Annotated in this window: 15 protein-coding genes; 7 read left to right on the forward strand and 8 right to left on the reverse strand. The window is 43.4% G+C overall.

Translation table 11 applies throughout. The features are described from left to right. Window positions 1-6: 6 nt before the first annotated feature. From ACTCNA_RS00830 to guaB, 7 genes are all read right to left on the reverse strand, one after another. Window positions 7-1,512, reverse strand: a complete 1,506-nt coding sequence (locus ACTCNA_RS00830) for a 2-isopropylmalate synthase (RefSeq protein WP_462945995.1) — start codon at window positions 1,510-1,512, stop codon at window positions 7-9. A gap of 397 nt (window positions 1,513-1,909) precedes the next feature. Further along, a complete protein-coding gene (locus ACTCNA_RS00835; protein ID WP_462945996.1) occupies window positions 1,910-3,385 on the reverse strand; it encodes an OstA-like protein in 1,476 nt (491 codons plus the stop codon). 114 nt (window positions 3,386-3,499) lie between these two features. After that, complete coding sequence (locus ACTCNA_RS00840; RefSeq protein ID WP_462945997.1) at window positions 3,500-4,462, reverse strand: AAA family ATPase; 963 nt, start codon at window positions 4,460-4,462, stop codon at window positions 3,500-3,502. A gap of 47 nt (window positions 4,463-4,509) precedes the next feature. Next, complete coding sequence (locus tag ACTCNA_RS00845) at window positions 4,510-5,868, reverse strand: peptidylprolyl isomerase (RefSeq protein WP_462945998.1); 1,359 nt, start codon at window positions 5,866-5,868, stop codon at window positions 4,510-4,512. After that, window positions 5,858-6,733 (reverse strand): hypothetical protein, encoded by an 876-nt coding sequence (locus ACTCNA_RS00850; protein ID WP_462945999.1) that lies wholly within the window; start codon window positions 6,731-6,733, stop codon window positions 5,858-5,860. The genes ACTCNA_RS00845 and ACTCNA_RS00850 overlap by 11 nt, the downstream gene beginning before the upstream one ends. After that, window positions 6,726-8,609 carry a peptidylprolyl isomerase gene (locus ACTCNA_RS00855; RefSeq protein ID WP_462946000.1) on the reverse strand — a complete coding sequence of 628 codons (1,884 nt, stop codon included), beginning with the start codon at window positions 8,607-8,609 and terminating at the stop codon, window positions 6,726-6,728. The genes ACTCNA_RS00850 and ACTCNA_RS00855 overlap by 8 nt, the downstream gene beginning before the upstream one ends. Before the next feature lie 89 nt (window positions 8,610-8,698). Continuing rightward, entirely contained in the window at window positions 8,699-10,171 is a 1,473-nt protein-coding gene (gene guaB / locus ACTCNA_RS00860; RefSeq protein ID WP_462946001.1) for an IMP dehydrogenase, read from the reverse strand. Between the two features lie 183 nt (window positions 10,172-10,354). Between guaB and ACTCNA_RS00865 the strand changes: the two genes are divergently transcribed. Beyond that, on the forward strand, window positions 10,355-12,259 hold the full coding sequence (locus tag ACTCNA_RS00865; protein WP_462946002.1) for a RecQ family ATP-dependent DNA helicase: 1,905 nt from the start codon (window positions 10,355-10,357) through the stop codon (window positions 12,257-12,259). 168 nt (window positions 12,260-12,427) lie between these two features. Here ACTCNA_RS00865 and ACTCNA_RS00870 read toward each other — a convergent pair whose 3' ends face one another. Beyond that, the gene (locus tag ACTCNA_RS00870; protein WP_462946003.1) at window positions 12,428-13,534 is read right to left on the reverse strand and encodes a Fic family protein; all 1,107 of its coding nucleotides are present in this window, start codon (window positions 13,532-13,534) and stop codon (window positions 12,428-12,430) included. A gap of 269 nt (window positions 13,535-13,803) precedes the next feature. Between ACTCNA_RS00870 and ACTCNA_RS00875 the strand changes: the two genes are divergently transcribed. From ACTCNA_RS00875 to ACTCNA_RS00900, 6 genes are all read left to right on the forward strand, one after another. Next, window positions 13,804-14,430 carry a DUF5063 domain-containing protein gene (locus ACTCNA_RS00875; RefSeq protein ID WP_462946004.1) on the forward strand — a complete coding sequence of 209 codons (627 nt, stop codon included), beginning with the start codon at window positions 13,804-13,806 and terminating at the stop codon, window positions 14,428-14,430. Continuing rightward, on the forward strand, window positions 14,423-14,995 hold the full coding sequence (locus ACTCNA_RS00880) for a 3'-5' exonuclease (RefSeq protein WP_462946005.1): 573 nt from the start codon (window positions 14,423-14,425) through the stop codon (window positions 14,993-14,995). The genes ACTCNA_RS00875 and ACTCNA_RS00880 overlap by 8 nt, the downstream gene beginning before the upstream one ends. A 4-nt stretch (window positions 14,996-14,999) precedes the next feature. Then, complete coding sequence (locus ACTCNA_RS00885; RefSeq protein WP_462946006.1) at window positions 15,000-16,190, forward strand: class I SAM-dependent rRNA methyltransferase; 1,191 nt, start codon at window positions 15,000-15,002, stop codon at window positions 16,188-16,190. Between the two features lie 65 nt (window positions 16,191-16,255). Continuing rightward, window positions 16,256-16,576, forward strand: a complete 321-nt coding sequence (locus ACTCNA_RS00890; protein WP_462946007.1) for a nucleotidyltransferase domain-containing protein — start codon at window positions 16,256-16,258, stop codon at window positions 16,574-16,576. Between the two features lie 173 nt (window positions 16,577-16,749). Next, complete coding sequence (locus tag ACTCNA_RS00895) at window positions 16,750-17,463, forward strand: phosphoadenylyl-sulfate reductase (RefSeq protein WP_462946008.1); 714 nt, start codon at window positions 16,750-16,752, stop codon at window positions 17,461-17,463. Between the two features lie 163 nt (window positions 17,464-17,626). Then, window positions 17,627-20,017, forward strand: a complete 2,391-nt coding sequence (locus tag ACTCNA_RS00900; RefSeq protein WP_462946009.1) for a glycoside hydrolase family 65 protein — start codon at window positions 17,627-17,629, stop codon at window positions 20,015-20,017. The last annotated feature ends 54 nt before the right edge of the window (window positions 20,018-20,071 follow it).

Here is a 20,071-nt window from a genome sequence, read left to right on the forward strand (position 1 = left end):
TTTTGATTAAACCTGAACCGGTAATTTATTTACTGCATCGATGTAGGCTTCAACTGATGCCGTTACAATATCGGTATGCGCGCCAAAGCCATGGAAAATGGAATCGTTGTATTCAATTTGCATGTGAACTTTACCAATATCGTCGCTGCCGCGTGTAATGGCCTGCACCAGGAATTCTTCGATGGTAACCTGGCGGTGAATAATTTGTTTAACGGCTTTAATGGCCGCGTCCACCGGGCCGTTTCCGGAAGAAGTTGCATCAAATTTTTCACCTGCAATATCGAGACGAACGATGGCAACAGGTTCAAGTTTTTTACCTGTGAGTACCTGCAGGAAGTCGAGTTTTATGCGGCGTTCCTGTTGTGTGGCATCGCCAACCAGCAGGGCAATATCGTCGTCGCGAATATCCTTTTTATTGTCGGCCAGCTTCAGGAATTTTTCATAAACTTCATCCAGTTTTTCTTTGCTCAATTCAAACCCCATCAGTTCGAGCCTGTGCCTCAATGCCGCGCGGCCGCTGCGAGCTGTAAGCAGGATTGCCGATTCGTTGATTCCCACGTCGGTAGGATCCATAATTTCGTAGTTTTCGCGGTTTTTCAGCACGCCATCCTGGTGAATTCCGGAGGAGTGCGCAAATGCATTCCGGCCAATAATTGCTTTGTTGGGCTGAACCGGCATATTCATTAAGGTGGAAACCAAACGGCTGGTCTGATAGATATTTTTTGTGTTTATGCCTGTTTCAATTCCCAGTAACTGGTAGCGGCTTTTCATTATCATGACCACTTCTTCGAGCGATGTGTTTCCGGCACGTTCACCAATCCCGTTAATGGTAACTTCGGCCTGGCGGGCACCGTTCATAATTCCGGCTACCGTGTTGGCAGTTGCCATACCGAGGTCGTTATGGCAATGGGTGGAAATTACTGCTTTATGAATGCCGTTTACATTTTCCATCAGGAATTTTATTTTTTCGCCAAATTCGGTTGGAAGGCAATAACCTGTTGTGTCAGGAATATTTACTGTTGTAGCACCCGCTTTAATTACCGCTTCAACCACCTTGGCCAGGAATTCATTGTCGGTACGGCCGGCATCTTCGGCATAAAATTCCACATCTTCCACATATTGTTTTGCATATTTCACTGCCTCAACAGCCCGTTCCATAATAACTTCAGGTGTGGAATTGAGTTTGTGGTGGATGTGGTAATACGAAGTGCCAATGCCAGTGTGAATTCGTCCCTTTTTGGCATATTTTAGCGATTCGGCAGCTACATCAATATCTTTTTTCACTGCGCGGGTAAGGGCACAAATGGTGGGCCACGTAACCGCTTTTGATATTTCTACTACCGACTCAAAATCGCCGGGGCTCGACACCGGGAATCCGGCTTCGATAATGTCAACTCCCAAATCCTGCAAAGCTTTGGCAACTTCAATTTTTTCAACCGTGTTTAACTGGCACCCCGGGACCTGCTCGCCGTCGCGCAGGGTGGTGTCAAAAATGAACAGTTTGTCACTCATATTTATTTGTTTTTCAGTTATTACTAATCAACTTTTCGTTTCAAATCAACTTGCCGGACAATTCTTATTTTCCATTTAATAAAAAAGCCATCCTCTTTTTATGAGAATGGCTTATTCCGTTTCTTGTTTTATAGTCAACAACACACCATTCTCACATCCTGAATAGGAGGATAATGCCAATAATTAGGCTGAGAATTGATATGCTATTTAGTAAATTCATTCGTTTTGCTTTCGATTTGCTGCAAATATTAGAATATTTTTTTGAAATGAAAACAAAATAGGTGTTTTTTATGATGAAAATTAATAAACGGACTGTTTTGTCTGTAATTTCAGCAAAATTAATTTTAACCGTTTCCGGAATGAAAGGATTGCGGAGGAGAATAAAATGAATGCGATTTTAATCTTCGTTCCGGGGTAATAATGCCTCATTCGGCAAGGGAGGAGTTGCTTTTGGCTGAAAAACATCATTCTTTGTCAGTGGCCTGAGGTGAACTTTCCAGTCGAAACCGCTAAGTTTTTTTTCCTCTTCGGTTAACTCGAAAAGAGGCTTAAGCTGACCTTCGGGGGCAGTTAAAAATATAATTTTAAAAACCCGGCCTTCTTTAAAACGAATGGAAATTTTACTGCTTTCGGCCCGGTTAAGCCCGATTATTGTGCTGTCTTCACGGGCATAATAAAGGGTTTGCCCGTTTCCGTTTACATCAATTTTCAACAGCTCATTATTGACCGCATACCCCACCATTTCTTTTCCTTTAATTTGGTCGAACCGGACAGAGTCGAGTTTTGAAATAATGAAGCTGTTATTTTGGAGATGCATTTCGTCTGGTGCATCGGTTTTTTGTTTCATGTTGATATAGTCGGCGCTCAACTGGTGGATACCGGACCAAATAACGGGATTGGTGTGTAGCTGAACAACAGAATCTTTGGTGAAATAGACCAGCGAATCGCATACCCCCTGTATATCGGAACGGTAAAAGCGGGCATTGTAATATGCTTTAACAATATTTTCATCCGGAATTGTATCGGGGATGGTCCGGAGTGTATCGGCATGGAGGTAAAGTGTATCGTTGTCGGAATACATCATGAAAAGTGCCGAGTCGGTTACGGTTGCAATTTCCATTTGCTCATTGTAGTTCAGTGTATTCCCGGTAACAATGCTGTTGTTTTCCATGTCGTGAATCCTTACATTTCCAAGTGCCCGTCCGTTTCCATCCGTTTCGTTGTACTTAATGTAGTTGGCGCTTAATTCCTGTGAATCGTTAAAAACCCGCGGATTTTTCAGTAGCTCTGCTTCTCCTGTTTTTGAATCGTACCACCCGTCTTCAGCATACAGTGTGTTGGATGAATCGCGAATTATTGTCGGCCCTGTAATAAAAATCCGGCCTGTTTCTGTATTGTAAATCAATGTGTCGCCCGATAGAGTATAATCATCGCTGTAAGCTTCCACATCGTTGTAAAAGTGTATCAGATCTTCATCGATAAAATATTTACCAATTAGGCTTGTCAGCACATTTGTGCTGTCCACAATTTTCCCGTAATCGTCGTAATAACCAATGTTTGTATAGAGGTTGTAATCCAGTGTATCGGAATAAAGTGTGGTCGATTTGTTTTTCAGGATAACATCACCGATGGCCTGCGCAAAACTGGCATCGCCGTTATAGTAAATTTTATTGGCATAGAGATCGAGTGTGTCGTTCTGGTTAATGTGCACATTCCCAAAAGCATCTACCCGGTTGGTTCCGGTGTAGGTGTATGCGCTGTCGGCCCACATCAGAACGTCTTTATGCCTGATTCTTACATTACCCACAAGTCGTTGTGCATTGGGTGCAATATTATCGTCGGCCTCAAGAAAATCAGCCTGTTCAATATCCACTCTTTTTTTTTCCTGTGCGGAAGAAAATAAAGATGTAACTACCCAAGCAAGCAGCAATAGGGCTTTTGCATTCAGAAGTAATTTTGGAATAATATAAAAAAGCCGTTTTGGCATTTACAGTAACTTCTCAATAATTTGTTCTACCGAAATGTTTTCGGCTTCAGCCTTGTAGTTTTTAATTATCCGGTGGCGTAAAATTGAAGGGGCAACAGCCTGCACATCTTCAATGTCGGGTGAATATTTTCCCCGGAGAGCAGCATGGGTTTTAGCGCCTACCACCAGGTATTGCGAAGCCCTTGGTCCGGCGCCCCATTTCAGGTACTGGTCCGAAACTTCCGCGGCCATTCCGTTTCCCGGGCGGGTTTTGGCAGCCAGGGTTACGGCGTAGTTCAGCACATTATCGTTTATCGGAATTTTTCGTATTAAATCCTGGTAATACAAGATTTCTTTGGCAGATATTACCGGTTTCAAATCGAAAGTTAAATTGGAGGTGGTATTTTTTACAATGGTAATTTCATCGTCGTATTTCGGGTAATCGAGCCAAACTGAAAACATGAAACGGTCGAGCTGGGCCTCGGGCAGGGGATAGGTTCCTTCCTGTTCGATGGGATTCTGGGTGGCCAGTACAAAAAACGGGCTTTCCAGTTCAAAACGTTGGCCGGCAGCTGTAATGGCCCTTTCCTGCATGGCTTCGAGCAGTGCCGATTGGGTCTTGGGCGGTGTCCTGTTAATCTCGTCGGCTAAAATAATGTTGGCAAACAAGGGCCCTTTAATAAATTTAAACTGCCGTTCTTTATCCAGGATTTCGGTGCCGATGATATCGGAAGGCATTAAATCGGGCGTGAACTGGATACGGCTGTAGTTGAGCCCGAGAATTTTTGCAATGGTTGTTACCATGAGTGTTTTGGCCAGCCCGGGAACCCCAATAAGCAGAACATGTCCGCGGCTGAACAGTGAAACCATCACCTGTGTAATGATTTCATCCTGACCGTAAATAACCCGTGTAATTTCTTTTTTTAATTCACTAAATTTATCGCGTAACCCATCGAGGGCTTCTACATCGTTTTTAAATTCCATCCGTTTGTTGTCCTTTTAATTCAATATTAAATTATTATTCCGCTATCCTACTTCATCCAGTTGTTGAATTCGAAATTGCAGTTGGCATAAGTTTCATCGATGCGAATGTAGGTTTCAGCCTGTTTTTCAGTAATCCATTCTTTTAAAACCCGTTCCTTTTTTTGTGCAAGAAACTGATTGGCCAGCTGCTGATAATCACTTTGCAGGTTGGCTTTATGCCCTTCTGTTTTGTCAATAAGTTTTACAATTTTGAAAACAGTTTGCCTGCTTTCAGGATCGATGGTTTCGAACGGATCAGAAATTTCGTTGATCTTTAAATTCGTAAGTATTTTACTCACATCACCATCCAGTTCTTCGACGGTAAATTTTGATGACATGGTATTGGGATTAATTGCAATTCCGCCGTTATTTCTGGTGTTTTTGTCAGAAGAAAACAGACGTGCTGCTTCGCTAAAAGGAATTTCCTCCTTGCGAATCATATTTGCAAGGCTGTCGAGGCGGCTAAAAGCCTGCTCTTTTGCTTCATCCGACACTTTGGGTTTCATGAGAATATGCCGTGTGTTCACTTTTCCGCCACGCTTGTCGATGAGCTGGATAATGTGGTAACCAAATTCAGTTTCAACAACATTGGAGACCTGGTTTTCGCGGAGGTTAAATGCCGCTGCTGCATAATTGGGAGCAAGTTCGGCACGGCCCTGGTAGCCAATTTCACCGCCATCGTTTGCCGAAGGCCCTTCGGAATACATCACGGCCATTGCTGCAAAGCTCGAACCCTCTTCAATGCGTTGTTTAAGCTGACGTAGCTCTGCCTTTACCCTGTTTTCTTCTTCCAGCGAAATTTCAGGCCGCATGGTTATTTGTGCGTACTCATACTGCGTGGGAATAACCGGAATTTCTTCTTCGGGCAGGTTGCGGTAGTAGGCTCGCACTTCTGAGGGAGTGGCTGTAACATCCTGAATAATTTTTTGCTGCATTTGCTGGCTCAGGATTTGGTTCCGGATAACTTCACGCATTTCGGCCCGAATGGAGGCAAGCGGTTTTTTAAAGTAGTTTTCTACTGCCTGTTCAGAACCAAAATAGGCAAGGTAGGTCTGGATTTGAGCATCCATCTGCTGGTTTACCTGGCTGGGGGTTACCGTAATGAGAGTATCCAGTTCGGCTTCGGCAACCAGCAGTTTATCTACCAGGAAATTTTCCAGTATTTCGCATTTCATGTCACCGTCAGATGTCATTCCCTGCGCCTGTTGGTCCATATACCTTTTTTCAATATCCGATTTCAGAATTATGTTGCCTCCCACAATTGCTACAATTTGATCGACTACTTTATCCTGTGCCGAAACAATTCCGCTCATCAGAACTGCAAGTAGGAAAATACTCCCTGCTTTTATTATTTTTTTAGTTGTCATCGCGTTCGCTTTTAAATATTTTAAATTTGTTGTTTTTAACTCCTTCTGAATATACATTGTTTTCAAGTTGCTTTAAAAAGTCAATTTTTCGCCGGTTAATTATCAGGTTTTTAATGTTTTCTTTTACATACTCAACGGGTGCCTGGTCGTTTTTGAGTTTGTAGTCGTATATAGTAACAAGGTAATAGTAATCGGAGTCGCTGCGTTCAATTATTTGGTTTCGTCGCAAAAACTGCTCCGGGTTTTCTACGGGCTCGGGGATGCTTTTGGTTAACAGCTGAAAATCGACCCATTGATCGATGAAAATGTCGAATCCTTTGGCATATTGCAGGCAATAATCGCGCAATTCAATAATCCCTTCAGTGCTGTTGTTTTGGCTCATTTCTTTGAGTTGGTCGGGGTTGGCCAAATCATTGGGGATTTTGATGTAAACACCTTTAACAATATTATTATTGAGGGTAAATTTGTCGGCATTTGCATCGTAATATTCCTGCACCTGCTGGTTGGTAACGGTAGTGTCCATCCGTTGGCTCATTATTGCATTTTTGTATTTATACAACATAAGCGACTTCCGGTACTCTTCCAATTGTTCCGAAACATCTTTTTGAGCAGTTGTCAGGTTTTCCTCTGCTTTTTGGAGCAGCAGTTCGCGCTTAACCCACTTGTTTATGTAGTCATCAGCCATTAAAATACTGTCCTCGCGTTCAGCCTCGGGTGGGATTACCGATGAAATTTCGGAGAGGTACAATTTATTGTCTCCCACTTCGGCAACAACTTTTTTCAGTTGCTCATCACCAGAATTACACCCCACTGAGAGCAGGATGATAAAAACCGGGAAGCCATATTTCAACAGCATTTTAAACATGCGGAACAGATTTTAACACTTTTTTATTCACTTTTATTTTATATTTTTTTCGCAGCTTTTTTAACCACTTTTTCTCCAGGTAATTTTGATAATCGGAAATATACAGTCCGCGAGCATCTTCAAGGGTTTTGGGCCCCGGAGGAATTTTGTTGCCGCGAATAAAAGTAAGCCCCGGATTAAAGCTGCTGGTTTTTTTGCCGTTCCAAACGAAATAATCAACCACATCATTGGTTCCTTCTTCCCACGCTCCTTCCTCTATTTCCACCTGTTTTTCTGATTTGTTTAGCAAATCTTCCACTTCGGTGGCAGTCATTCCGGCAGCAAAATATTTTTCGGCTTCTTGCCTTGTTTCCTGGTTTTTACAAGTTATTATAAGGCCTTTAAAACGCTCTCCCCATTGGTGTATTCCTTTATTTTTTTTATAGAATTTTTGAAGCCCGACAGTGTCTTTTGATGCAAAGCCCCAAATTTTTTTCTCCATAATATTGAAAAGCAAAATTCCGTCGTGATACTCTTTCATCAGGTACCGGAATTCAGGATGTTTCTCCTCCAGTTTCGAATCTTCCAGTTGTATTATTTCATGAGTAATCCAGTCGTTGTAATGGCCTAAATAGTTGCTGTTTTCAATGCCATTTTTTTTCAGAAAAGCATTAAGGTCGTTCAGGTGGAAGTCTTTATTGTCGATTGAAAAAAGCAGGAGATCTTCACTGGGATTTTCGTTTGTTTTCAGTTTTTCCAGATTGTCACTGTTTTCCTCAAAATTGTATTCTTCTTTTAGCTTTTCAACAAAAGTTTTTTGGCTGGAGTTGGACCGCGCAGGGTCTCTTCTAACCCTTTCTTCAATCTGCTCGCGTGCTTCTTCAAAAGATGGCACCGGGCGGTGATCCAATTTTTTTATGATATGAAAGCCAAAAGGGGTTTCAACCGGTGGTGTCATATCTCCGGTATTTTCGAGAGCGAAAGCAGGATTTGAAAATTCAGGAATCATCCGTCCGGCAGAAAACCAGGGCATTTCGCCGCCCTGCATTGCCGACCGTTTGTCGTCGGAGAGTTTGCGGGCCATTTCGGCAAAATCGGCACCGTTTTGCAATTCAGTGTAAATTGAATCGATCTCTTTTCTCAGCTCATTTTTGTCGAAGTTTACTTTGCCCTGCGGGAACATTTTCATGATGTGTGCCACTTTTATTTCACCCTTGTTGGGGCGTAAATCGTGCACTTTTATGAGGTGATAGCCAAATGATGAACGAACAGGTTCCGAAATTTCACCAACGGGGGTGCTGAAAGCTGCATTTTCGAAAGGAGCCACCATTTGGAATGCCGTGAAATAACCCAGTTGTCCGCCGTTGTTTGCCGCGCTCGGATCTTCCGAGTATTCAATTGCAGCCTCACTGAAAGGTTTTCCTGCAAGGATTTCTTCCCTGATTTTGTTTGCTTTTTCCAACACTTCCTGCTCCTTTTGGTAGGTTGCATTTTCCGGCACCTGCAATAAAATATGACTGGCATTTATTTCTTTGGTCATGCGGTTGTGCAGTTCCTTTATCAGCTTCTCATCATATTTCATGTCGGTTAAATAAGGGGCTGCAAGCTCTTTCCGGTAGCCGGCCAGTTCTGCTTTAAATGCAGCACTGGTATCCATTTTCAGGTTTTGCGCCTCAATAACCTTTAGTTTATAATCGATGAACATATCGAGGTATTCTTTTGGCGATTTTACCTCGGTTTCATCGTACAGGTTCTGGTTGTTTTTCCTGTAAATCTGCTCATATTCTGCTTTGCTGATTTCGGTGTCGCCAATAGTAAGCAGAATCTCTTCGTTCTGGCCCCGAACAAGACCGGAAAACAAGATTAATCCTGCTACCAGGAAAACAGTGTGTTTCATTTTTTCATTCATTTTAGAAACAACGCTTCAAACTCAATTTTTATATCCGGCTGATGTGAATTAACAGAGAAAACCCGGTACTCATTATTTTATCGGCTACTGTAATTTGGCGCTTCACGCGTTATAGAAACATCGTGCGGATGACTTTCCTGAACGCCGGCATTGGTAATTTTAGTGAACCTGGCATTTTGCAGCAGTTCAATATTACCTGCCCCGCAGTAGCCCATTCCTGCCCGCAGTCCGCCAATTAACTGGTACAGTACTTCATACAGTGTCCCTTTGTAGGGGACGCGGGCAGCAATACCTTCAGGGACCAGTTTTTTGATGTCTTCTTCCATATCCTGGAAATAGCGGTCCTTGGAACCTTTTTGCATGGCTTCAATAGAACCCATCCCGCGGTACGATTTAAATTTCCGTCCCTGGTAAAGAATGGTTTCACCCGGTGACTCTTCCACGCCGGCAAAAAGGCCGCCCGCCATTACCGAGTTGGCACCTGCCGCAATTGCTTTCACAATATCGCCTGAATAACGAATTCCGCCATCGGCAATTACCGGGATGTTGCTTCCTTTTATGGCTTTTGCCACACTATAGATAGCCGAAAGCTGCGGGATTCCAACACCTGCAATTACACGAGTGGTGCAAATGGAACCGGGACCTATTCCTACTTTTACGGCATCGGCACCTGCTTTCATGAGCGCAATAGCGCCTTCTTCCGTGCCGATATTACCGGCAATTATATCTTTTTCAGGATATTTGGCTTTTATCTTTTTCAAAAATTCAAGCACCCCTTTTGAATGCCCGTGGGCTGTATCGATAACCAGCGCGTCAACCTGGGCTTTTACCAGTTCATCAGCACGGTCCATTGTGTCCGAAGCCACCCCAATACCTGCAGCTACACGCAGGCGGCCTTTTTCATCTTTGCAGGCCAGCGGTTTGTCTTTTGCCTTGGTAATGTCTTTATAAGTAACCAGTCCAATCAGTTTGTTGTTTTTGTCAACCACCGGCAGTTTTTCAATTTTATACCGTTGCAGGATTTCCGCTGCTTTTTCCAGGTCGGTCGATTCGGTTGTTGAAATCAGTTTTTCCTGGGTCATCACCTCCTCGATCGGGCGGTCCATGTCTTTCTCAAATCGGAGGTCGCGGTTGGTGACAATGCCAACGAGGTGACCTTCGGCATCGACAACCGGGATGCCGCCAATTTTAAATTTGGACATAATATCCAGCGCATCTGCCACCTTTTTCTCGCGGGTAATGGTAATGGGATCATAAATCATCCCGTTTTCCGCCCGTTTTACAGTTGTTACCTGGTGAGCCTGGTCTTCAATATCCATGTTTTTGTGAATGACCCCGATCCCCCCTTCGCGGGCAATGGCAATGGCCATTTTATGTTCGGTCACCGTATCCATGGCAGCCGTTACAATGGGTGCATTTATAATTATGTTTCGAGAGAAGTGAGAAGTGAGGTCCACGTTACGTGGCATAACCTCTGAGTAAGAGGGTAATAACAAAACATCATCGAAAGTTAACCCTTCATATGCTACTTTTTCAGAAAAAAACGACATGTGCTGCTCTTTTAATATTTTTATTAAAGCGCAAAACTACAAAAAATTAGGTTAGTACTATTGGTAAAAATTGTGATCGGTTTCGATTTGATTGATAAAAATTGTTAAAGCCGTTTGTGCGAAAGCGTTTATTTTTGGTGAAGAAATGTAAAAGCTCGTAAATGATTTCTTATTTTGTAACTGATGAACAAATTCAGGCAAATACTGGCACAATACTGGGGCTATTCTGAATTCAGGCCTTTGCAGCTTGATATTATTGAATCAGTGGCCTCGGGAAAAGATACACTTGGGTTGATGCCAACAGGCGGGGGTAAATCAATTACTTTCCAGGTGTATTCGCTGTCGGAAGAAGGTATTTGTATTGTTATTACCCCGCTCATTGCCCTTATGAAAGACCAGGTTCAGAACCTGCAAAAAAAAGGGATTAAGGCACTGAAAATACACAGCGGAATGTCGCCTTTCGAAATTAAAGTTACGCTCGACAACGCAGTTTGGGGCGATTACAAATTTCTTTATGTTTCGCCGGAGCGATTAAGTTCAGAGTTGTTCCGCGATCGGCTCCAAAAAATGAAAGTGAACCTGGTAACTATCGACGAAGCGCATTGCATTTCGCAGTGGGGGTACGATTTTAGGCCCAGTTACATGAATATTATCGGGCTGAGGGAAATTTTGCCCGGCGTAAAATTTCTGGCGCTCACAGCTACTGCCACACCAAAAGTAACTAAAGATATTCAGGAAAAGCTTGGTTTCAGCAAACCCAATGTGCTGAAGATGTCGTTCAGCCGCGAAAACCTGAGCTACCTCGTGCGGTTGCGCGAAAACAAACCGGGCTATTTGCTCGAAACTTTAAAAAAGGTGAAAGGCTCGGGCATTGTGTATTCCCGCAGCCGGAAGGGAACCCGCGAGTTGGCTGCTGAACTGAAAAAGCATGGTATTTCGGCCGATTACTATCATGCAGGGTTAAGCAACGCCGTTCGCAGTGAAAAACAGGATGAATGGCTTTCGGGAAAAACGAGGGTAATCGTTTCTACCAATGCTTTTGGGATGGGCATCGACAAACCCGATGTGCGGTTTGTGGTACATTACGATCCGCCCGATTCGCTGGAGGCCTACTTTCAGGAGGCCGGCAGGGCAGGGCGTGACGGTAAAAAAGCAGCTGCTGTGTTGTTGTTCAACAATGCGGATAAAACCAGGCTGAAAAAGCATGTAACAACTGCTTTTCCTGAGCCCGATGCCATAAAGAAAATTTACAATGCACTGTGTAATTATTTCCAGATTGCCGTTGGGTTTGGCAAAGGACAGGTTTACGAATTCAGCCTGCAGGGATTTGCGCAGGCTTATAAATTTCAGCAGGCGCAGGTTTATAACAGCCTGAAAATTTTGCAGCGCGAAGGGTACCTCGAATTTACCGAGGAAATTGACAGTCCTTCGCGTTTGTATTTCACGGTGTCGCGCGATGATTTGTATAAATTTCAGGTCGAAAACGCCTCACTCGATGGTTTCATTAAATTAGTCCTGCGTTCTTATACCGGGCTTTTTAGCGGATATGTTGCTGTTGATGAAGATTTGCTGGCCCGGCGTGCAGGCCTGAGCCAGGAGAAAGTTTATATGTTTTTGAAACATCTGCGCAAATCGAAAATCGTGGATTATGTACCACGTAGCCAAACGCCTTTTATCTATTTCAGCAAAGAGCGGATTTCGGTTGACCGGCTAAAAATAACCAGGGAAAACTACGATTACCGGAAGAAAGATTTTTTGAACCGCGTGGAAGCGGTTATTCACTATGCTACTTCGAACACCACCTGTCGTAGCCGTTTGTTGCTCGAATATTTTGGCGAAACCGACTCCAGCGACTGTGGCACCTGCGACGTTTGCCGGTCGTTGACAAACATGGAGCTGAGTTCGTTCGAATTTTCAGAAATCAGCAAACAGGTGAGGAAATTGCTGGAAACGCCCTGTGCTTACGAAACACTTCTGCTGAAACTAAAAGGCAACCGTGATAAAATGATGGAAGTGGTGAAATGGCTTACCGACAACGGGAAAATTGTTTTGCGGGTGGACAAAAAACTGGAATGGAAAGAAGATTAAGTTGTTTCCCGGCTAAATGTGCTTAGCGGTTTGATCCGCTTATAGCGTACAAAAAAAAGGAAATTGGAAGCACGAAGCGGGAAGAAATGAACAGTCGCAGTTGCTGATTTGGCTTAGATAAACGGGTTGACGATTTTCACATTGAATATTTTTGGGTTGTACAACAAATTAACCCAGATTTACCTGGTAGCTTGTACTTCGGCCCCCACCTGAAACCTGGAAAGCTTTAATTTCAGTAAGGTATTGAAGGTCTCTCGTGGCAGTGGCTTTCGATACTTTACCTATCCTGGCATATTTCCCGGCATTCATGCCTCCTTTGAATCCTTCTGGTCCTTCATTGAGCATCCTTTTTATTATTTTTAACTGGCGTTCATTTAGCTGATTTTTATACTTGTCGAAAAATTTAACTTTTTTGAGTGTGAAGTTTATTTCGTTTTCTGCATCGGTCTGAGCCAGCAACACGGTAGATGTAAAATATTTAATCCACGAGGTAATTTCGAGTGTACGTTGTGCTTTTTCCAATTCTGAATAATACATTTTTCGGTTGCTTTCAATTGCCTTGGAAAGACTTAATAAAACAGGGTGCCCCATTCCCTGCGAAAGTGCTTTTTCGGCAATGGCCCGGCCAATTCTGCCATTTCCGTCTTCAAAGGGATGAATTGATTCAAAGTATAAATGAGCGATTGCTGAACGTACAGGAGCTTTTTTGATTTCCTTTTTTCCTCCCGGCCCTGTTTCGTTAAACCATGTAATAAATTTTTTCATTTCGCCGGGCACTTTTTTCGCCGGGGGCACCTTAAAATGGACGTTAATTTTTCCCGGTCTGCCTGATATGATTTGCATCGGTTCATTTCCTGTCCGCCATTTTCCCGGATTAATATCGGCCCGGTAATTCATTAATAAAGCGTGCCAGTTGAATAGCTCTTTTTCAGTAAGGAGTTCATTAAAAGTACTTCTCATCTTAATCATTAATGCTCCCACGCCTTGTGCCCGTTTATCTTTAATTGGAATTTCGGAAGATAATCCCAGATTGTTTATAACTGATGACTTGACATCTTCCCTGTTTAAAAACTCACCCTCAATTGCTGATGTTTTTATTGCTTCTGAAACTATCATGTCAATCAGATTGTCCATTTGTATCTTTTCCGGGATTGCCTTTAACACACCACTCACAATACCTGATTTTTCTATGAATGCAAAAATTTCATTTTCAATCTCCTTTTCTGCAAAAGTGAAATGTGGCCATTCTTTTTGTTGCCAGTTATAAATTTTCATGAGTTGAATATTTATATTGTTCGGCTCAAATATAACAAAATGATGAGCCGAATAGAGTAGTTATTCGGCTCATTTTGATGTTTTCCTGAGAAATGAATTAAATTTATCGATTTCATCTTATTTTAGTTTCTCTCAGAATATCTCCGGTGGACAGATTTCCTTATCTATTTTGAAGTTTGGCAAGAATGCCTGATAGCTGGCTGAGAATTCATTCATTTACTCTTAAAAATCTTTGTTACTTTTGCAGCGTTTTTTCATTGGCAATTATTATGAGTGATAAAGAATTAAATCCGGTAGTTTATTCGAAAAACGTGGTGGAGTTTGTTACTGTGGCAAACGAATATTGCGGAACGGTTGAAAAAGTAAATGAACTGCCGGTGGAGGAAGGCCTGCAAAAATTGCAAAAGATGTTGCCGTTACTTTATTTAAAGGCGACTATGCTCCCCCAGGCTGAAAAAACGCTGGAGGACGAGCTGGAAAAATATGTAACAGAACTCGATTACAATTTGTTGCACCAGAAGTGGCTGCAGGCGCTGGGCGAATACGACAGCTTTTACGAAGTGTTCGACCCGAATATTCAGTTTGGCGACGAAACAGTAACGGCCAGTATTTCTGAAAGTTTGCTGGATATTTACCAGGATTTGAAAGATTTTTTAACGGCATACAGCCTTGGCGATGAAATGATTATGAACGATGCACTGGCCGATTGTGTTTATCATTTCGAAGATTCCTGGGGCCAGCGGCTGGTTAATGTATTACGTGCTGTTCACATGCTGGTTTACAGCAATGTGGATTTTGCAAAAGCACACAATGATGATGTACAACCCGGAACCGGCAGCCCCGAGTGGCTCGACAAATTTTGGGGAAACAATACTGAGGACGATAATAATGTTTAAAGAAAGTATAACAAAAGAAGAGCTGACCGATTTGCCATTGCGTTGGTTCGAAGGAAAAATTGTAGTGGTTGACAAGCCTGAACAGGTAAAAGGAATTGCCCGTTTGCTGGCTTCGTATCCGGTAATTGGGTTCGACACCGAAACCCGTCCGTCGTTTAAAAAAGGCAAAACAAATAAAGTGGCGCTGTTGCAGCTTTCCACTCCCGATCAGGCATTCTTGTTCAGGGTAAATAAAATTGGATTGCCAAAAGAAATTCGAAAAATTCTGGCCAATCCGGAAATCATTAAACCCGGCGTTGCCATTCGCGATGATATTAAGGGATTGAATGAAATTAACCATTTTGAACCCGGTGGTTTTATTGAATTGCAGGACTTTGCAAAAGAACTGGGAATTCAGAATTTCAGCCTGAAAAAGCTGGCGGCCATAACGTGCAATTTTCGCATTTCAAAATCGCAGCAACTTTCCAACTGGGAAGCAGATTCGCTTACCGATGCACAGCAGGTTTATGCCGCTACCGATGCCTGGGTTTCGCTGAAAATTTACGAGAACTTTGCAAATAATTAATCTCATGGCTGAAGGATTTACCAAAATTGTGCTGAAATCCGGTAAGGATCAATCGCTGAAACGTTTTCACCCCTGGGTGTTTTCAGGAGCCATTAAAAAAACGTACGGACCACTCAACGAAGGCGATTTGGTGGAGGTTTTTTCCAATAAAGATGAATTTCTTGGACTGGGGCATTACCAGATTGGTTCCATCACTGTGCGGGTTGTTTCCTTTGAAAAAACTGAACCCGACTACGAATTCTGGAAAACTAAAATTCAAAAGGCCTGGGATTACCGGAAATCACTTGGGTTTGACCAAAATGAAAAAACAAATGTTTTCCGGCTCATACATGCTGAAGGTGACGGATTGCCCGGATTAATTGTGGATTTTTACAACGGAATTGCCGTAATGCAAATGCACTCGGTGGGCATGTACCTGATTCGTGAAGAGCTGGCAAAAGCCCTGAAAGAAGTTTTGGGCGACCGGTTAAAAGCAGTTTACGATAAAAGTGCCAAAACTCTGCCCGACAAAGCTGCTATTGAACCGGAAGACGGATATTTAGTTGGTGAAAAATCCGAAAACGAAGTGTTGGAGTATGGTCTCAAATTTAATATCGATTGGGTAACCGGCCAGAAAACCGGTTTTTTTATCGACCAGCGTGAAAACCGGCTGTTGGTTCAAAAATATGCCGAAAACCGCGATGTACTGAACATGTTTGGTTACACCGGCGGGTTTTCCATTTATGCGATGCAGGGCGGGGCAAAAACAGTGCATTCGGTTGATGCATCGGCAAAAGCCATTGATTTAACCAACGAAAATGTGGCACTCAATTTTCCCGATGATCCGCGCCATGAATCTTTTACAGCCGACGCGTTTGAATATTTGAAAGATATTCAGGACAAATACGATTTAATCATTCTCGATCCACCGGCATTTGCCAAGCACCGCAGCTCAATGCACCAGGCTTTGCAGGGCTACAAACGAATTAATACACGGGCATTTGAGCAGATTCGCGGCGGGGGTATTTTGTTTACCTTTTCCTGCTCACAAGTGATTTCGAAAGACCGGTTTCGCGAGGCGGTATTTACTGCAGCAGCCATTTCGGGCCGTACCGTTCGTATTCTCCACCAGTTAACGCAGCCATACGATCATCCGGTAAATATTTACCACCCTGAAGGGGAATACCTTAAAGGATTGGTTTTATACATTGAGTGAAAATTGAGATTTTGGTTAGCTTTTACTTCAATGCCACATTTACTATATTTGTGTAAAAATAATTGATGATATCAGCAGATAAAATAGAGGAAATAAAGCAAAAGATTGTAAATAATTTCAATCCAAAACAAATTTTGCTTATTGGTTCCTATGCATCCGGAAATCAAAACCCTGATAGTGATTTGGATTTATTAATCATAAAAGATTCAGGTTTGCCACGCCACCGCCGAACTTTCAGTATTCGTAAAACACTTATTGGAAATGGAGTTCCGATGGATATTTTGGTTTACACCCCTGATGAGTTTGAATCAGAAAAGAATGAAAAATATTCATTTGTAAATACGGCATTAAAAAATGCCCGGCTTTTGTATGACCAAAGCAAATAACCGAATAGTTGCGGCCTGGATTGAAAAAGGGGATCATGATTTGGGATCTGCCAAAGTAATTTTTCAGTACATTCCTGAGTATTTTAGAGCCTTCATAATACAGCAAATTGAGCTTCAGTAATTTTTTATTCCAATCAAAATTATATTTTTGAAGCGTATTAAAAATTGTGATAATGACAACAGACCAGAGACTTGCTGATAAATACAATTCCGAATTTACTGATCAGGATATTATTCAAAAAATAGAACAACTCACTGTAAATCATCCAGGTAAAGTGATTTTTACCACCAGCTTTGGGTATGAAGATCAGGTGATTACCGACATGATTTTCAGGAACGATTTACCGGTGAAAGTCATCACCCTCGATACCGGCCGCATGTTTGAAGAAACCTACAAGGTTTTTCGGAGTACACTTGAGCGTTACGGGAAACCCATAGAAGTTTACTTCCCACCAACCGACAAAGTGGAAAAGCTGTTGAATGAAAAAGGCCCTTTCAGTTTTTATGAATCCATTGAAAACCGCAAGGAATGTTGTTTCATCCGCAAGGTAATTCCCCTGAAACGGGCGCTGGAAGGAAATGAAATCTGGATTACCGGGCTTCGTGCATCACAATCGGAAAACCGCAGCAATTTGCATGAATTTGAATGGGACGAAGGCAACCAAAAAGTTAAGTTCAACCCGTTAATAAACTGGAGCCTCGATGAGGTAAAAGATTACGTGAAAAAGAATAATGTTCCTTACAATGTGCTTCACGACAAAGGCTTTGTAAGCATTGGTTGCGAGCCTTGTACCCGCGCCATTAAACCCGGCGAAGACTTCCGCGCCGGCCGCTGGTGGTGGGAGAAAAATTCAGGAAAGGAATGCGGTTTGCACGAAAGCGAATAGCTTAGTATTACATTTACCTGTTTTTCATGGTTTATTGCCGGATATCAAAAATATCAGCGTTTGTGAACCCAATTTTCTGTTCACTACCTGTCAATCTAATTTGAAAAATTCTACTTTATTCTGTATTTTCAGATTTTTATTGCATAACGAATAAAAACTAAAAATGAAAGACTGGAAAGTAATTTATAACGATTGGATACCTGAACAACAACCCTTGCGTGAAGCGTTATGTACCCTGGGAAACGGATATTTTGCCACCCGCGGTGCGGCCGAAGAAGCCGATGCCGGCGGACCACATTATCCCGGAACCTACCTTGCCTGCGGTTTTAACCGGCTCACGTCAGAAGTTGCAGGGCGAAAAGTGGAAAACGAAGATTTGGTAAACTGGCCCAACTGGCTGAGCCTGAAGTTCAGGATTGAAGGAGGGGAGTGGTTCAGTCTCGGTGATGTAGAAATAAAAGATTACCGATGCGAAGTGGATTTAAAAAAAGGGATTTTGCTGCGCACCGTTCATTTTACGGATGCCAAAGGTCGCGAAACGCTCCTCGAGACCCGGCGGCTGGTGCACATGAAATATCCGCACCTGGCAGCCATCGAATGGAACCTGACACCACAAAACTGGTCGGGAAATGTTGAAGTAAAATCAGCGCTCGACGGTACAGTAACCAATTCGGGAGTCGCTCGCTACAGCGATCTCGAAGGTGAGCACCTGCAACCGATTGAAACACGGCAGGTAAATAATGACAGCATGTTGCTGGTAGTGCAGACGAAACAGTCGAAAATTAGAATGGCACAAGCTGCACGTACCCGGTTTTTTGAAAGCGAAAATCAGCTGGACCCCGCAAACGAAAGTATTGAAGAGGAAGGTTATATCGGTCAAATTTTCAAACTGAAATGCAGGGAAAAGCAAACCTTGCGGACAGAAAAAATCGTTTCACTTTATACTTCGCGCGATCATGCCATTAGCGAACCTGCTCTTGAAGCCGAAACAACCGTGGGGGATGCAGGAAATTTTGCAAGTCTCCTGAAAAGCCATGAAAAAACCTGGGAGCAGTTGTGGTTCCGGTGCGACCTGGAACTGGAAGAAGGCGATTACACGCAGATGATTCTCCGGTTGCACATTTTTCATATTTTGCAAACGGCATCTGTCAATACCATCGATCTGGACGTGGGCATTCCCGCCCGCGGATGGCATGGCGAAGCCTATCGCGGCCATATTTTCTGGGATGAGCTGTTTGTTTTTCCCTTCCTGAATTTACAACTGCCCGAACTGGCCCGGTCGCTGTTGATGTACCGGTATCGTCGATTGCCCGAAGCGCGGCGTGCGGCGCGAAATGCCGGTTTCAAAGGGGCAATGTTCCCGTGGCAAAGTGGCAGCAACGGCCGCGAGGAGAGCCAGGAGCTCCACCTGAACCCACAGTCGGGTAAATGGGATAAAGACAATACGTACCTGCAGCGACACGTGGGGGCAGCCATTGCATACAATATTCATCAGTATTTTGAAGCCACGCACGACCTGGAGTTTATGTCGTTTTACGGGGCAGAAATGTTGCTCGAAATTGCCCGCTTCTGGTCAAGTTTAGCAACCTGGAATGATGACCGCGGGCGTTATGAAATACATGGAGTTGTGGGGCCCGATGAGTTCCACACTCAATATCCCGATTCAGATAAACCCGGGTTGAATAACAATGCCTATACCAACGTAATGGCTGTTTGGGTGCTCCGCCGCGCCTGCCAAATGATTGGCGAACTCTCGGAAACGCGGAAACTGGAACTTTTCGATGAGCTGGAGATTAGCGATGCTGAACTGGAGCGCTGGAAAGAGATTACCCGTAAAATGTACATCCCTTTTAATGAAAACGGGATAATAAGTCAGTTTGAAGGATATGACGAACTGGAAGAAATTGACTGGGATAAATACCGTAAAAAATACGATGATGTACAGCGAATGGATCGAATCCTGAAAGCGGAAGGCGACACACCCAACCGCTACAAAGTGGGCAAACAGGCCGATGTGCTTATGCTTTTTTACCTCTTTTCGGGGGAGCAACTCAAAGAAATTTTTAACCGGCTGGAATACGATTTTGAACCTTCTGCCATTCCACGCAACGTAAACTATTATTTGAAACGGAGCTCGCACGGCTCAACGCTCAGTCGCCTGGTTTATTCCTGGGTGGTTTCACGTTCCGACCGCGAACGCTCGTGGAAAGCGTTTCAGGAATCGTTGAAAAGTGATTTTGAGGACATCCAGGGAGGCACAACTTCGGAAGGAATTCACCTGGGAGCCATGGCCGGAACGGTAGATATTGTGCAGCGATGTTACACCGGCCTCGAAATTCGCGATGGGGTCCTCTGGATCAACCCGCGGCTGCCGCGTGAACTTCAGTCGCTGAAAATGCGGATTCGTTACCGGGGCCACTGGATTCATTTCCTATTCAACCATAAAATTGTTGAAGTTACATTCGAAGCAGGCTGGTCGCCCAAGGTGGAAATCGGCTTCCGGGGAAAAGTGTACACATTTGGCGAAGGCGATCGGAAAACTTTTTCGCTGTAACTGATTCTTTATGGAAATCACCTAACCACCGCATTAAAAAATTAACCTGTCCCG

This window comes from Tangfeifania sp., from assembly GCF_055108615.1.

Bases quoted from the DNA above. Each gene is read 5' to 3' on its own strand.
- ACTCNA_RS00845 (WP_462945998.1), bottom strand. From the start codon at position 5,868: ATGACAACTAAAAAAATAATAAAAGCAGGGAGTATTTTCCTACTTGCA.
- ACTCNA_RS00880 (WP_462946005.1), top strand. From the start codon at position 14,423: ATGTTTAAAGAAAGTATAACAAAAGAAGAGCTGACCGATTTGCCATTG.
- ACTCNA_RS00900 (WP_462946009.1), top strand. From the start codon at position 17,627: ATGAAAGACTGGAAAGTAATTTATAACGATTGGATACCTGAACAACAA.
- ACTCNA_RS00875 (WP_462946004.1), top strand. From the start codon at position 13,804: ATGAGTGATAAAGAATTAAATCCGGTAGTTTATTCGAAAAACGTGGTG.
- ACTCNA_RS00890 (WP_462946007.1), top strand. From the start codon at position 16,256: ATGATATCAGCAGATAAAATAGAGGAAATAAAGCAAAAGATTGTAAAT.
- ACTCNA_RS00870 (WP_462946003.1), bottom strand. From the start codon at position 13,534: ATGAAAATTTATAACTGGCAACAAAAAGAATGGCCACATTTCACTTTT.
- ACTCNA_RS00855 (WP_462946000.1), bottom strand. From the start codon at position 8,609: ATGAAACACACTGTTTTCCTGGTAGCAGGATTAATCTTGTTTTCCGGT.
- ACTCNA_RS00830 (WP_462945995.1), bottom strand. From the start codon at position 1,512: ATGAGTGACAAACTGTTCATTTTTGACACCACCCTGCGCGACGGCGAG.
- ACTCNA_RS00885 (WP_462946006.1), top strand. From the start codon at position 15,000: ATGGCTGAAGGATTTACCAAAATTGTGCTGAAATCCGGTAAGGATCAA.
- ACTCNA_RS00850 (WP_462945999.1), bottom strand. From the start codon at position 6,733: ATGTTTAAAATGCTGTTGAAATATGGCTTCCCGGTTTTTATCATCCTG.
- guaB (WP_462946001.1), bottom strand. From the start codon at position 10,171: ATGTCGTTTTTTTCTGAAAAAGTAGCATATGAAGGGTTAACTTTCGAT.
- ACTCNA_RS00865 (WP_462946002.1), top strand. From the start codon at position 10,355: ATGAACAAATTCAGGCAAATACTGGCACAATACTGGGGCTATTCTGAA.
- ACTCNA_RS00895 (WP_462946008.1), top strand. From the start codon at position 16,750: ATGACAACAGACCAGAGACTTGCTGATAAATACAATTCCGAATTTACT.
- ACTCNA_RS00840 (WP_462945997.1), bottom strand. From the start codon at position 4,462: ATGGAATTTAAAAACGATGTAGAAGCCCTCGATGGGTTACGCGATAAA.